The 13630-nt window shown below is 39.3% G+C and carries 12 protein-coding genes; 11 read left to right on the top strand and 1 reads right to left on the bottom strand.

Translation table 11 applies throughout. From position 1 onward, the window contains the following. Positions 1–6 precede the first annotated feature (6 nt). Positions 7–2193 (top strand): bifunctional alpha,alpha-trehalose-phosphate synthase (UDP-forming)/trehalose-phosphatase, encoded by a 2187-nt coding sequence (locus ACOMC3_RS01245; protein ID WP_420317703.1) that lies wholly within the window; start codon positions 7–9, stop codon positions 2191–2193. On the opposite strand, the gene ACOMC3_RS01250 is transcribed toward ACOMC3_RS01245, so the two are convergent. Next, positions 2177–3964 (bottom strand): glycoside hydrolase family 15 protein, encoded by a 1788-nt coding sequence (locus ACOMC3_RS01250; RefSeq protein ID WP_420317704.1) that lies wholly within the window; start codon positions 3962–3964, stop codon positions 2177–2179. The two genes, ACOMC3_RS01245 and ACOMC3_RS01250, sit on opposite strands and share 17 nt — an antisense overlap. Positions 3965–4213: 249 nt before the next feature. Here ACOMC3_RS01250 and ACOMC3_RS01255 point away from each other — a divergent pair, with 249 nt between their 5' ends. From ACOMC3_RS01255 to ACOMC3_RS01300, 10 genes are all read left to right on the top strand, one after another. Beyond that, a complete protein-coding gene (locus ACOMC3_RS01255; RefSeq protein WP_420317705.1) occupies positions 4214–4846 on the top strand; it encodes a GNAT family N-acetyltransferase in 633 nt (210 codons plus the stop codon). Beyond that, the gene (gene argG, locus ACOMC3_RS01260) at positions 4843–6024 is read left to right on the top strand and encodes an argininosuccinate synthase (protein ID WP_420317706.1); all 1182 of its coding nucleotides are present in this window, start codon (positions 4843–4845) and stop codon (positions 6022–6024) included. Before ACOMC3_RS01255 ends, argG begins: the two co-directional genes overlap by 4 nt. Continuing rightward, positions 6017–6979: an N-acetyl-gamma-glutamyl-phosphate reductase gene (gene argC, locus ACOMC3_RS01265; RefSeq protein WP_420317707.1), complete on the top strand. Its 963-nt coding sequence runs from the start codon at positions 6017–6019 to the stop codon at positions 6977–6979. The genes argG and argC overlap by 8 nt, the downstream gene beginning before the upstream one ends. Before the next feature lie 2 nt (positions 6980–6981). Beyond that, positions 6982–7791 (top strand): pyrroline-5-carboxylate reductase, encoded by an 810-nt coding sequence (proC, locus tag ACOMC3_RS01270; protein ID WP_420317708.1) that lies wholly within the window; start codon positions 6982–6984, stop codon positions 7789–7791. Between the two features lies 1 nt (position 7792). Then, the gene (locus ACOMC3_RS01275; protein WP_420317709.1) at positions 7793–8917 is read left to right on the top strand and encodes an aspartate aminotransferase family protein; all 1125 of its coding nucleotides are present in this window, start codon (positions 7793–7795) and stop codon (positions 8915–8917) included. After that, positions 8914–9858 carry an acetylornithine carbamoyltransferase gene (locus tag ACOMC3_RS01280; RefSeq protein ID WP_420317710.1) on the top strand — a complete coding sequence of 315 codons (945 nt, stop codon included), beginning with the start codon at positions 8914–8916 and terminating at the stop codon, positions 9856–9858. Before ACOMC3_RS01275 ends, ACOMC3_RS01280 begins: the two co-directional genes overlap by 4 nt. Next, on the top strand, positions 9858–10646 hold the full coding sequence (argB, locus tag ACOMC3_RS01285) for an acetylglutamate kinase (RefSeq protein ID WP_420317711.1): 789 nt from the start codon (positions 9858–9860) through the stop codon (positions 10644–10646). Before ACOMC3_RS01280 ends, argB begins: the two co-directional genes overlap by 1 nt. Continuing rightward, the gene (locus ACOMC3_RS01290) at positions 10624–11715 is read left to right on the top strand and encodes a M20 family metallo-hydrolase (protein WP_420317712.1); all 1092 of its coding nucleotides are present in this window, start codon (positions 10624–10626) and stop codon (positions 11713–11715) included. The genes argB and ACOMC3_RS01290 overlap by 23 nt, the downstream gene beginning before the upstream one ends. A gap of 20 nt (positions 11716–11735) precedes the next feature. Then, positions 11736–13034 (top strand): argininosuccinate lyase, encoded by a 1299-nt coding sequence (gene argH, locus ACOMC3_RS01295; RefSeq protein ID WP_420317713.1) that lies wholly within the window; start codon positions 11736–11738, stop codon positions 13032–13034. A 132-nt stretch (positions 13035–13166) separates the two neighbouring features. Continuing rightward, positions 13167–13628 (top strand): MaoC family dehydratase, encoded by a 462-nt coding sequence (locus ACOMC3_RS01300; protein ID WP_420317714.1) that lies wholly within the window; start codon positions 13167–13169, stop codon positions 13626–13628. Positions 13629–13630: the final 2 nt, after the last annotated feature.

A 13630-nucleotide genomic window follows, 5' to 3' on the forward strand; every position in this document is an offset into this window, starting at 1 on the left:
AATTCAATGCCTAAGACCATTATTGTTTCAAATCGATTACCAATTAAAATTCAGCGAGATAACCAAGGTGAACTTACTTACTTACCTAGTGAGGGAGGGCTTGCGACAGGCCTTGGTTCCATTTACAAAAAAGGAGATAACATCTGGATTGGTTGGCCTGGCCTTCCAATCAATAAATCAAAGGAAAAGGATGAAATCATTGAGCGGTTGAAAGGTGAAAATATGAGTCCTGTGTTCCTAACTGCAGCGGAAATTCATGATTTCTATGAAGGTTTTAGTAATGAAACGCTATGGCCAAATTTCCACTATTTCAATCAATACACTGTCTATGATGAAGAAATGTGGAAGGCTTACAAAAAGGTAAATAGAAAGTTTGCTAAAGAGATAGAATCGCATCTGGAGGAGGGAGATACGCTATGGATTCATGATTATCAATTATTGTTACTTCCGGCAATGATCAGGGAGATTAAAAGAAATTTAAGCATTGGATTCTTCCTGCACATTCCATTTCCATCTTACGAGTCCTTCAGATTATTGCCTTGGAGAAGAGAGTTACTCAACGGGATGATGGGATCAGATTTTATAGGATTTCATACCTATGATGACATGCGCCACTTTCTGTCAAGTGTGAATAGACTAGCAGGAATTGGCAATACGAATGGACAGATCACGGTTGGTAACAGACCTGTACTTGCAGATGCCCTTCCAATGGGTATTGATTATGATAAGTATGCAAATGCTTCTGCACAACCTGATACGCTTGACAGAGAGGTAAGATATAGAACCTCATTGGGTGATGTAAAAGTCGTTTTATCAATAGATCGCTTAGATTATTCAAAAGGAATACCACAAAGACTAGTTGCATTCGAACGGTTTCTAGAGGAGAATGAAGAATTTCATGGGTCTGTTTCTCTTCTCATGGTGGTGGTTCCTTCTCGAGATAATGTTCCAAAATATGCTCAACTAAAAGAGGAAATTGAACTATTGGTTGGAAGGATCAATGGAAGGTTTGGTCGAATAAGCTGGGCTCCTATTCATTATTTCTACAGAAGTTTCCCTCTGAATGCCTTGAGTGCATTTTATCGAATGGCCCATGTTGCTTTAGTGACACCTATGAGAGACGGAATGAACCTCGTCTGCAAAGAATACATTGCGAGTAAGTTGGATAAAAAAGGAGTACTTATTTTGAGTGAAATGGCCGGCTCTTCCAAAGAACTTTCTGATGCAATTCTTATCAACCCTACCAACATTGAACAGATGGTTTATGTCCTGAAAGAAGCCTTAACAATGCCTGAAGAGGAGCAGATAAGAAGAATGGACATCATGCAAAAATCTTTGAAAAGATATAATATTCATGCCTGGGTAAATCTTTTTATGGAGCGATTGAATTTTATCAAGAATGAGCAGGCTAACCTTCAAACGAAACCACTTGATGAGCAAGTAAAGACTCTTATCAAGGAAAGTTACCTATCAGCGAAACAGCGAATTATTTTTCTTGATTATGATGGAACTCTTGTTGGATTCCATCCAAATCCAGGAGATTCTAAACCAGACAAGGAATTGATTTCACTACTTAAAAAATTATGTGATAATGCTAAAAATAAGGTAGTTGTTATAAGTGGTCGTGATCGTCATACTTTAGGTTCCTGGTTGGATGGATTGAGTTTGGACTTGATTAGCGAACATGGAGTTTGGTACAAAAAGTATAATGAAGAATGGAAGCAATTCGCAGAACTGGATACATCCTGGCAGCATGAATTTTTAAAAATTCTGGAAATGTACGTCGATCGAACACCAGGATCATTTGTGGAGAAGAAAGATTATTCCTTGGTTTGGCACTACAGGAAAGTGGAGACAGGATTAGGTGATTTGAGGACACGAGAACTCACCAGCCATTTGAAATACATTTCTTCTGAAAAGGATATTCAGATCATGGAGGGACATAAAATAGTAGAAGTAAAAGATTCGCAGGTTAATAAAGGAAACGCTGCGACTAACTGGTTAAAAGGTAAACAATATGATTTCTGCATGGCATGTGGAGATGATAGAACTGATGAAGATACTTTCAAGGTAATGCCGGCAGATGCTTTCACCATTAAGGTAGGAACATCATCATCTTCGGCAAATTACCGGGTCAAAGACAACCATGACATACGTGAAATTTTGAAGCTGATGGTTAGTTTAGGAAGTTAGGCTTGTCCAACTTTCTAGCGATTCTGCTGGAAGCATTCAATAACCCTACATGACTATATGCTTGTGGAAAATTACCCCACATACTTCCGTCAGTGGCTTTTACATCTTCGCTTAGAAGTCCTACATGATTGCTGTAGCTGCACAAATTTTCAAAATAGTTAATTGCATCTTCCATTCTTCCAGTACAAGCCAGTGCTTCCACATACCAAAAAGCACAGATCAAAAATGTTGTCTCTGGCTCACCGAAATCGTCAGTATGTTTATACCTATAGAAAAGACCATCTCCCGCATGCAATTCTTTCTCAAGTGCCTTTAGATGATCTTTGGCTTTATCCGATTCCGGAGATAAATAATTCATCATAATAAGCTGAAGCGTACTTGCATCCATTCTATCAACACGAACCGCTTGTGAATATCCTTTTTTGTTTCCTACGTAGCATTTTTCAATCATGGCTGCCGACTTCTTTTTCAACTTGGTTGCTAGTTCGCCTATCTTCTCATCTTTAAGTGCTCTGGCTATCTGAATAGCTGCACTACTTCCAGCCCAGTGAAATAAATAGGTGTAGCAATGATGCTGAGCCAGATTTCTAAATTCCCAAAGACCTGCATCCTTTTCATCAAAGGTCTTTTCAATCATTTTCAAGGTCTTATAGATCAGCTCGATGGAGTTAAATCGTTCATCAAAAACGAAGCGTTTATCGTTGTATAGGGGAAGAAGAGAAATCAAAACCTGACCGTATACATCATTCTGAATGTGTGTGTAAGCATCATTTCCAACTCTGACAGGGACATTATCCTTATATCCTTTTAAGTCTAAAGTCTTCTCAGTCAATATCTTTTCACCAGTTACACTATACAGAGGTTGGTACCTTTCTGTCTCTTCCAGAGTGGTGTTCAGGATGTAATGAAAGTATTGTTCCAGTTCTTCAAAGTGACCAATGTTATTGAAAGCATTGAGTGTATAGAAGGTATCCCTCATCCAGCAAAAGCGATAATCCCAGTTCCTGGTGCTTCCCGGACTTTCTGGTAAGCTAGTGGTCGTTGCTGCCACGATAGCTCCAGTATCTTCATATTGATGAATTTTAAGAGCAAGCGCGGAGCGAATCGCATGCTTCTGATGGAAATTAGAAATATTCGCGGTTTTTATCCAATTACGCCAGTATTGAACAGTTTTAGTTAGGAAGGTCTCACAGGTTTCCATCAATGAGGCTTCCAATGGAGGACCCCATGTTAGCACGAGGTATTTAGTTTCGTTTAAGACAAAAGCTTCTTCATTTAGAATGTGACTTAGAGAAATATTGGTAGTAAGCCTGACATGTGACTCTAAGCCTAAAAACCGGATGTGGTTGCTTCCAATACTTGGTTCAGGGACTATATTACCATAGTCTCCTTTTGGTTGACACTTCACCAATATGTTAGGAGCACCACTTATTCGTTCAATTTTTCTAATCAGCATTAGCGGCTTGAAGTATCGGTCCATTTGGTGAAACCTTGGAGTAAAATCAGTTACCCGATACGTACCGGAATCAGAGTGAATTTCCGTACAAAGAACATTGGTATTATCTATATAGTATTGATCTGTACTCCATTTAGAGCTATTAGGAAGTATGGAAAACTCACCGCCTTTTTCATTGTCAAGCATTCCACCAAATATGAAGCTACTATCAAATCTTGGCCAACACATCCATGAAATGTTGGTATCCAACCCCACGTGTGCGGTAAATGCACAATTCCCTATCACACCATAATCATAAGAATGTCTTTTCTTCATGGACTAATTTTAAGGGGTGAATGTACAACAGGAAACGGTTTTTTTAAATTTTGTTTGTTTAATTCAAAACAATTGTTCAAACTTTGCTTATCTGAAAACAGAAATTGAAACATTTCGAAACTATAGCACCAAGATTCTTTAGGGCCAACCCGGCCAGGCTCAGGCCTACATCATAGTTTCGTATCACCTACGTGGTGATCTCCTTCGCATTACTTTTTTTCATTTTTTTCAGTATTAATCACAAAGACAATGTCCAAGATTATTGTTCAGGTTGCAACATCTGATGATCAATCCTATGCTGATGAAATCAGCGAGTTAATTGAGTTAAGTGCTCAACAGCGCGGAACTGGAATAGCCAGAAGATCTCCAGCATATATTCGACAAAAAATTGTCGAGGGGAAAGCCATCATTTCTCTGTCAGGTAAGAAATTGGTTGGATTTTGCTACATCGAAGCATGGAGCGATAAACAATATGTGGCCAATTCAGGACTCATTGTTAAGCATGAGTTTCGATCTACTGGGATGGCCAAGAAAATCAAGAAGAAGGCCTTTGAGCATTCTTTGAAGCTTTTTCCGGATGCTAAACTTTTTGGTCTTACTACTTCACTTCCGGTAATGAAGATTAATTCCGAACTCGGTTATATCCCTGTAACCTACGGAGAGCTCACGAAGGATGAAAAATTTTGGAATGGCTGTAAAAGTTGTGTGAACTATGAAATTCTTAGTAGTAAAAACAAGACCAATTGTATATGCACAGCGATGCTCCATGATCCGGGAAAAGCTGAAAACAATCGATGGAATTTCATGAAAAAATCGAAGTTGTATGAGCGATTTATGAATTTGAAAAAGAAGCGTTTGGCTAAAAAACAAATTATATCATGAAGGTAGTATTAGCATTTAGTGGAGGTTTAGATACCTCATATTGCGCCATTCATTTGTCCAAAGACCTGGGTTATGAGGTGCACGCAGTTACCGTGAATACTGGAGGGTTTTCCCTTGAAGAAAAGAAAGAACTTGAGACCAAGGCACTAAAATTAGGAGTCGCTTCCTATCAGTTTCTTGACGAAACGGAAACCTTCTATCAAAAAGGAGTCAAGTATCTTTTGTTCGGCAATGTCCTTAAAAACAATACTTATCCACTTTCGGTAAGCGCGGAGCGCGTTTTCCAGGCGGTAGCCATCGCCAAATGGGCCAAAAAAATTGGTGCAGAGGCAATTGCTCATGGCAGTACAGGAGCAGGCAATGATCAAATACGTTTTGATCTGGTATTCCAGATTTTATGTCCCAAAATAAAGATTATTACCCCCATACGTGATCAACAACTTTCAAGAGAACTAGAAATCAATTTCTTGAAAGAAAACGGTGTAGAAGGGAATTGGGAGAAAGCTAAATATTCCATTAATCAAGGATTATGGGGAACATCTGTCGGTGGGAAGGAAACACTTACATCTGATCAGTATTTACCTGAAGAAGCTTTCCCTGGGCAACTGCAAAAAGAAGGGTCGGAAACAATTAGTGTGGGCTTTAAAATTGGAGAACCTGTTAGCATAAATGGTGAAAAAAATAATCCTATTGAGATTATTCAACAGCTAAATAAACTTGGATCCCAGTATGCAATCGGTCGAGATATTCATGTAGGTGATACCATTATAGGGATCAAAGGACGCGTAGGTTTTGAAGCTCCGGCAGCATTGATGCTCATCAAAGCTCATCACACATTAGAAAAGCACATTTTAACCAAAACACAACTGAAGCTAAAGGATCAACTCGCTGCATGGTACGGTGACATGATGCATGAAGGACAATACTTAGACCCAGCTATGCGTGATATTGAATCCTTCTTTGTGTCTACTCAACAGCATGTCATTGGAGAAGTTAAAATTCATTTGGCTCCTTATCGATTTTATGTTGAGGGAATTTCATCTCCATATGATCTGATGAAGTCTTCTTTTGGTCAATATGGTGAAATGAACAATGCATGGACTGGTGATGATGCTAAGGGGTTTGTGAAAATTCTGTCGAATCAGGGCAAAATCTTTAATTCGGTCCATCATGATTAAGGCAGGAATTATAGGAGCAGCAGGATACACAGCAGGTGAATTGATCCGAATACTGATTCATCATCCTGAAGTAGAAATCACGTTGGCTCAAAGCGGAAGTCAATCAGGAAAATTGTTGAGTGAGGTGCATCAAGACCTGATTGGAGAAACAGGTTTGTCTTTTTCGGAGGAAATCAATAAAAACTTGGATGTAGTTTTCTTATGCAAAGGTCATGGAGAATCTGTCCGTATAATTAAGGAGAATCCGTTCTTGTTAAACAAAAAGGTCATTGACCTTAGTCAGGATTTTCGTCTAAAGGGGGCACATGATTTTACCTATGGATTGCCAGAGCTCAATCGAGATCATCTGAGGGTAGCTAAGCACATTGCTAACCCTGGATGCTTTGCTACCAGTATCCAACTGGGATTACTGCCAGCTATTCAGTCTGGTTTAGTCGATAGTGAAATAAGTATTTCTGGAATCACCGGATCCACGGGGGCTGGTCAATCTCTTTCATCCACATCTCATTTTAGCTGGAGAAGCAATAACGCCAGTGTTTACAAGCCACTAAGGCATCAACATTTGAATGAAATAGGAGAGACCATCGCCTCAATAGAGACCTCATTTGATCAGAAATTGCTGTTTGTCCCTTATCGGGGAGCATTTACCAGAGGGATTATAACTACTTCTCATTTTCATACTTCATGCACTGAGCAGGAGCTAATTGAAATATATCAGAAATCTTATGGTGATCATCCATTTACCCACGTGGTGCCGAAGAATCCGGACTTAAAACAAGTAATCGGGTCGAATAAATGTTTAGTCTACCCACAGGTAATCGATGGAAGAGCAATCATTGTCTCGGTTATTGATAACCTGTTAAAAGGAGCATCAGGCCAAGCTGTCCAAAACATGAACCTTCAGTTTGGTCTGGAAGAAACTACGGGTCTTAAACTTAAATCAATCGCCTTTTAAAAATGCAGAATAAAAAAATTACCATAATTGGAGCAGGGAACCTTGGAAGATCCATTGCGAAAGGAATCGTTCAAAAAAATGTCTCTCAAGCGAGTGACATTACTCTGACTAAAAGAGATACAGCTTCTTTGGATGACTTATTATCGCAAGGCTATAAAGTTACAAGTAGTAACACTGAAGCTACGGCTGAAGCAGATGTAATCATTCTGTGTGTGCAACCCATCCAATTAACTGAAGTTCTAGATGAACTGGATGATGTTCTCAATGAAAATCAATTATTGATTTCTGTCATCACGGGCATTTCGATTGCTCAAATAGCAAGTCAGATCAGCAAGGCGGTACCAATTGTACGAGCAATGCCAAACACAGCCATTGCAATTGGCGAATCGATGACTTGCATTTCTTCATCGAGTAAAGAGGGACTAGCGGTTTGCAAGCAGCTATTCGATGTATTGGGGAAAACACTGATCATTGAAGAAGACTTGATGCAAGCATCTACGGTTCTAGGGGCAAGTGGGATTGCCTTCTTCATGCGATACATTAGAGCTGCAACTCAGGGCGGAATACAGATGGGGTTTGATACCGCAGATGCCCAGTTGATTGCGATGCAGACTGCTAAGGGAGCAGCATCATTGGTTTTAGAAAATCACTCACATCCCGAAGTTGAAATTGACAAAGTGACGACTCCTCAAGGGTGCACGATTGAAGGGTTGAATGAAATGGAACATCAAGGTTTTAGTTCTGCCCTTATTCGAGGGATCATGACCTCCTACAATAGAATTACAAAAATGAAATCCACGAAAGACACCTAAAATGGAATTATTCGAAGTATATCCACGCCTGAAAATAGAGCCCGTCCAAGGTGATGACTGCTATGTGTTGGATGAAAATGGTAGCCGCTATCTAGATCTCTATGGAGGGCATGCCGTGATTTCCATAGGTCATAATCATCCTCATTATATCAACGGCATAGAGTCTCAATTGAATCAAATAGCTTTTTATTCTAATTCAGTAGAAATGTCTATTCAGGATAAGTTGGCCTATAAACTAGGTAAGCTTTCCGGATATGAAGATTACGCATTTTTCCTCTGCAATTCAGGTGCTGAGGCCATTGAAAACGCGCTAAAGATTGCTGCTTTTCACACGGAGAAGAAGAAAATTATCGTATTCGAAAATGGTTTCCATGGCAGAACATCACTGGCTATTGAGGCAACTGATAATGAAAAGATCCAAGCACCGGTTAATCACACGGGCAATTTTATTCGATTGCCACTCAATGATGAGAAAATGCTGGAATCGACTATGGATGATTCTGTTGCTGCGGTTCTTGTTGAAGGAATCCAGGGAATAAGTGGAGTCCATATTCCTTCAGACGCTTTCATGAAAAAAATAGAAAAGCTTTGTAGTAAGTACGGGGCTGCTTTCATTGTAGATGAAATTCAATCGGGGTATGGTCGAACCGGAAAGTTTTTTGCACACCAATATGCTGATGTAAATCCCGATATCATCACCGTAGCAAAGGGAATGGGTAATGGGTTTCCAATAGGCGGTGTTTTAGTAAATCCGAATATTTCACCCTGGATGGGGATGTTGGGCACTACTTTCGGAGGAAGCCATTTAGCGTGTGCAGCTGGATTAGCGGTACTTGATGTATTGGAACAAGAGGAATTAATAAAGAATGCTTTCGAAGCTGGAGCATATCTTATGGATCAACTTAAAGGAATTGATTCAATTCAAGAAGTAAGAGGAAGAGGTTTGATGATAGGTATAGATCTACCAGTTCCGGGGAAGGAAATTCGAGAGAAATTATTATTTGACCATCACATTTTCATTGGATCTTCCAGCAAGCCTAACACCATTCGAATCTTACCTCCATTAACGATTACTCAAGAGGATCTTGATTATTTTATTCAATCATTTAAATCCGTATTAGGATGAAGCATTTCATATCCACAAAAGAAGTTGCTGATTTAACAGGTCTCATCAAAACCTCCAAAGAGATTAAGCAAAATCCTCATGCGGATTCTGAACTGGGGAGAAATAAAACGCTTGGGTTGGTTTTCTTTAATTCCAGTTTGCGCACCAGGATGAGTACGACACGTGCAGCCTATAATCTAGGCATGAATGTAATTGCACTGAATGTAAGCTCGGATTCATGGCAGCTTGAGTTTTCAGATGGTATCCGAATGGATGGAGGTACAGCAGAACATATTAGAGAGGCTGTTCCGGTACTTTGTTCCTATTGTGACATCATAGGTGTTCGTAGTTTCCCAGCTCTTGTGAATCGTGAAGAAGACTACAGTGAAAAGGTCATCAATTCTTTCATTGAATTCGGGACGTGTCCTGTCGTTAATTTAGAATCGGCCACTCTTCACCCACTACAGTCATTCACAGATATGATGACCATCGAGGAATTCAAATCAGTTGATCGGCCAAAGGTGGTCATGACCTGGGCTCCTCATATTAAAGCCTTACCTCAAGCTGTTTCAAATTCATTCCTGCAGTGGGCCAAACAAATGGATTTTGAGTTAACGATCACACATCCCGAAGGGCTGGAGTTGGCTTCTGAATTTACTGAAGGAATTCAGGTAGAATACAATCAGGAAAAAGCATTCGAAAAAGCAGATTTTGTATATGTAAAAAATTGGTCTTCCTATCAAGACTATGGAAAGGTGGTCGATCAACCTGATTGGGAAATAACACTCGAAAAACTTCGAAACACCAATGAAGCTAAAGTAATGCATTGCTTGCCGGTAAGAAGAAACGTGGTGATTGCTGATAATGTGTTGGATAGCGATCATTCCATCGTAATTCCACAAGCACAAAATCGATTGTTTACTGCGCAGACGATTTTAAAAGAAATTTTGACATGTCTATAATGAAGGAAAAACTAACCATAGTCAAAGTGGGAGGGGCTGTCTTGGATAACCCTGCTAAATGCTCAGATTTTTTAGATGCATTTGCTCAGATCCGAGGAAAAAAATTGCTTGTACATGGTGGTGGAAAAATGGCAAGTCAGTTGGCTGATTCGCTGGGTATTGAAGTCAAGATGGTGGAAGGAAGAAGAATTACAGATGATGAAATGATTGAGGTGGTCATTATGTCTTATGCCGGAATCAATAAAAAACTGGTAGCACAACTATTGGGGAGAAATGTAGATTGTGTTGGTTTGACTGGTGCAGACGGAAACAGTATGCCTGCTAAAAAAAGGCCTGTTAAGGAAGGGGTAGATTTTGGCTGGGTTGGGGATGTTGAAAAAGTTAACAGTTCGTTTTTCAGGAATCTACTTGCTAAAAGCATCGTTCCAGTGATGGCTCCCCTTACTCATGATGGAGAAGGCCATTTATTAAACACCAATGCAGATACAATAGCCAGTGAGCTTGCTGGCGCATTGTCATCCGATTTTGAAGTGTCTCTCAATTTTATTTTTGATCACAAAGGAGTTATGGAGGATCTAAAAGATGAGCACTCTTTGATCAAGTCTATTAATCAATCGGATTATTTAAGACTTAAGAAAGAAGGTGTAATTACCGGCGGTATGATTCCTAAATTGGACAATGCTTTTTCAACCATCGAACAAGGAGCTAGTCTGGTTAGGCTGCTAAACGTTTCTGCGTTTTCACAATTAAATAATCCTGAATCTAATGAGTACACTACCATCCATTGAGACTTATTCTCGAGAGGCTATTTCCTTGTTGTCAAAATTGATCGAGACTCCTAGTTTGAGTACTGAAGAAGAAAAAACAGCTTCTTTGATCGGAGATTTTTTAGGAGAAAAAGAAATCCTTTTCAATCAGAAAGGAAACAACATATGGGCATGCAATAAGTATTTTGATTCCTCAAAACCCACGATTCTACTCAATTCACATCATGATACCGTCAAGCCAAACTCAGGTTATACAAAGGATCCATTTAGGGCTATTGTTGAAGATGGAAAACTGTATGGTTTAGGGAGCAATGATGCTGGAGGGAGCTTAGTATCGCTAATAATGACATTTATTCATTTCTATGAGTATGATAAAGTGCCATTCAACTTGATTTTAGCAGCTACTGCCGAGGAAGAAAATTCAGGTATAAATGGAGTTGGATCCATTTTAGAAGATATAAAACCTATTGATTTCGGAATAGTGGGTGAACCAACAGAAATGAAAATGGGGGCAGCAGAAAAAGGACTTATGGTCCTTGATTGCTATGCAAAAGGGACTTCAGGTCATGCAGCCAGAGATACAGGAGAAAATGCCATTTATAAGGCACTGGAAGACATTCAATGGATCAATGATTATTCATTTGAGAAGGAATCTGAATATCTGGGACCAATTAAAATGACCACAACCATGATCAATGCAGGATACCAGCATAATGTTATTCCGGATGTTTGTCATTTTGTTGTGGATGTTCGAACAACAGATGCCTATTCCAATCAGGAAGTACATCAGTTGTTAAGAGAAAACCTCAACAGTGAGGTGAAGGCGAGATCCTTTCGATTGAACTCTTCTTATTTACCAGATCATATGCTTATATCGAAAGTCGCTGACGAGCTAGGTATTGAAAAATTTGGATCACCTACTTGTTCGGATCAGGCGGTTATGAATTTTCCGACTTTTAAAATGGGACCTGGAAAATCTGAACGGTCACATACGGTAGACGAGTTTATTTACCTTGATGAAATAAAAAGAGGTATAGAAGGGTATATATACTTGCTTAATGCACTTTTTGAAAAATCGAGTGAAGCGTAAATCATTTAAAAAAAACTAACATGAAACTCTGGGATAAAAATGAACCAATTGACCAGCTCTTTGAGCGATTTACCATCGGTAAAGACAAAGAACTCGATCTTGAGTTGGCCTACTTTGACGTACTCGGTACAATTGGGCATGTAAAGATGCTTGGAAAGATTTCTCTCTTGAAAGAGGAGGAAGTTGAGATACTCTTACAAGAGTTGGAAGAAATAAAAGAATTGGCAATCAAGGGTGATTTTATGCTAGAGGAGGGTGTGGAGGATTGCCACTCTCAAATCGAATTGTTGCTCACAAATAAGCTAGGAGATGTTGGTAAAAAGGTACATGCCGGTAGGTCTAGAAATGATCAGGTGTTGACCGCACTTAAGCTTTTTACAAAGCATAACCTGGAGGAGTTGGTGAAAAAAGTAAAGACACTTTTTGAATTACTTCAAGACAAAAGTGAGTCAAACAAAGATTACTTAATGCCAGGCTACACGCATATGCAAGTAGCTATGCCATCTTCATTTGGGTTATGGTTTGGAGCCTATGCAGAAAGCCTGATAGATGACCTTCTACTTTTTAAAATGGCCTATCAGATTGCTGATAAAAACCCTTTAGGTTCAGGTGCTGGATATGGATCTTCATTCCCCTTAGATCGAGAATATTCAACAGATGTACTTGATTTTGCAGCACTTAATCACAATGTGGTTTATGCGCAAATGACAAGAGGAAAGAATGAAAGATCAGCCTCTTTCGCTATAAGTTCATTGGCTTCTACACTGGCCAAATACGCGATGGATGTTTGCCTATTTGCAGGGGATGATTATGGTTTCTTAAAATTGGATACCCGATATACAACAGGTTCCAGTATCATGCCACATAAACATAATCCTGATGGGTTCGAATTGGTCCGTGCCAAGTGTAACAAATTGCTGAATTTACCTCAGGAATTGAACATGATTTTAGCTAATCTGCCTTCTGGTTATCATCGTGATTTACAGGTGTTAAAAGAAAGCTTTATGCCTGCTTTTAAGCAATTGATGGATTGCTTAGATGTAACCATTGCCATGACCGGGGAGCTTGCAGTTAATAAAGAAGTGATAGATCAGAAAAAGTATGATCTTTTGTTCACTGTGGAAGAAGTCAATCGACTGGTAATGGATGGAGTGCCTTTTCGAGATGCTTACAAGGAGGTAGCAAAGTTGATTACATCCGGAAAATATCAGCCTGACAGAAATTTAAGGCACACACATTTAGGAAGTATAGGTAATCTGGCTAACGACCAAATTAAAGCAGCTTTTGAAAAGGAATATTCTTGGTTTCAGTTGGCTTGAACAAAGTTATGCCTATTAGGCCCTCATTCGTATAATTCTGGTAGTACCCTTTAATCTGGGTGTTGTATTTTCTCAATGAATATATACCAAATTATTCGGGTTAAGCTAAATTCACATTTTCAAAACAATACTATGGCTAAACTAATCATCAATAATCACGAAGAATTTGAATCTCACCTGGGCAAGGTATTGGGAGAATCTGAATGGCATCAGATCAATCAGGAACAGATCAATAAATTTGCAGATGCTACGCTAGACCATCAGTGGATTCACATAGACGAAGAACGAGCAAAGAGTGGACCTTTCGGAACTACGATTGCTCATGGATATCTCACCCTTTCTTTAATGCCTTATTTGTGGGAGCAAATTGCGCAGTTCAACAATGTGAAGATGTTGGTTAATTATGGAATGGATAGACTGAAATTTGGACAAGCGGTAAAAGTTGATAGTGAGATTAAACTTACAGCTACCTTGAAATCTTTGGTGAATCTAAGAGGGATATCTAAGGCAGAGGTTGATGCATTGTTGGAGATTAAAGGAGAGAAAAAACCGGCTTTTACAGCGACAATGATCTTCTTATATCATTTTGAGTAAAG

The organism is Ekhidna sp. (assembly GCF_965212185.1).
Taxonomy (GTDB): domain Bacteria; phylum Bacteroidota; class Bacteroidia; order Cytophagales; family Cyclobacteriaceae; genus Ekhidna.

What these genes read in the sequence shown, in the direction of transcription:
- ACOMC3_RS01245 (WP_420317703.1), top strand. Translation starts at nt 7, where the DNA reads ATGCCTAAGACCATTATTGTTTCAAATCGATTACCAATTAAAATTCAG.
- ACOMC3_RS01250 (WP_420317704.1), bottom strand. Translation starts at nt 3,964, where the DNA reads ATGAAGAAAAGACATTCTTATGATTATGGTGTGATAGGGAATTGTGCA.
- ACOMC3_RS01255 (WP_420317705.1), top strand. Translation starts at nt 4,214, where the DNA reads ATGTCCAAGATTATTGTTCAGGTTGCAACATCTGATGATCAATCCTAT.
- argG (WP_420317706.1), top strand. Translation starts at nt 4,843, where the DNA reads ATGAAGGTAGTATTAGCATTTAGTGGAGGTTTAGATACCTCATATTGC.
- argC (WP_420317707.1), top strand. Translation starts at nt 6,017, where the DNA reads ATGATTAAGGCAGGAATTATAGGAGCAGCAGGATACACAGCAGGTGAA.
- proC (WP_420317708.1), top strand. Translation starts at nt 6,982, where the DNA reads ATGCAGAATAAAAAAATTACCATAATTGGAGCAGGGAACCTTGGAAGA.
- ACOMC3_RS01275 (WP_420317709.1), top strand. Translation starts at nt 7,793, where the DNA reads ATGGAATTATTCGAAGTATATCCACGCCTGAAAATAGAGCCCGTCCAA.
- ACOMC3_RS01280 (WP_420317710.1), top strand. Translation starts at nt 8,914, where the DNA reads ATGAAGCATTTCATATCCACAAAAGAAGTTGCTGATTTAACAGGTCTC.
- argB (WP_420317711.1), top strand. Translation starts at nt 9,858, where the DNA reads ATGAAGGAAAAACTAACCATAGTCAAAGTGGGAGGGGCTGTCTTGGAT.
- ACOMC3_RS01290 (WP_420317712.1), top strand. Translation starts at nt 10,624, where the DNA reads ATGAGTACACTACCATCCATTGAGACTTATTCTCGAGAGGCTATTTCC.
- argH (WP_420317713.1), top strand. Translation starts at nt 11,736, where the DNA reads ATGAAACTCTGGGATAAAAATGAACCAATTGACCAGCTCTTTGAGCGA.
- ACOMC3_RS01300 (WP_420317714.1), top strand. Translation starts at nt 13,167, where the DNA reads ATGGCTAAACTAATCATCAATAATCACGAAGAATTTGAATCTCACCTG.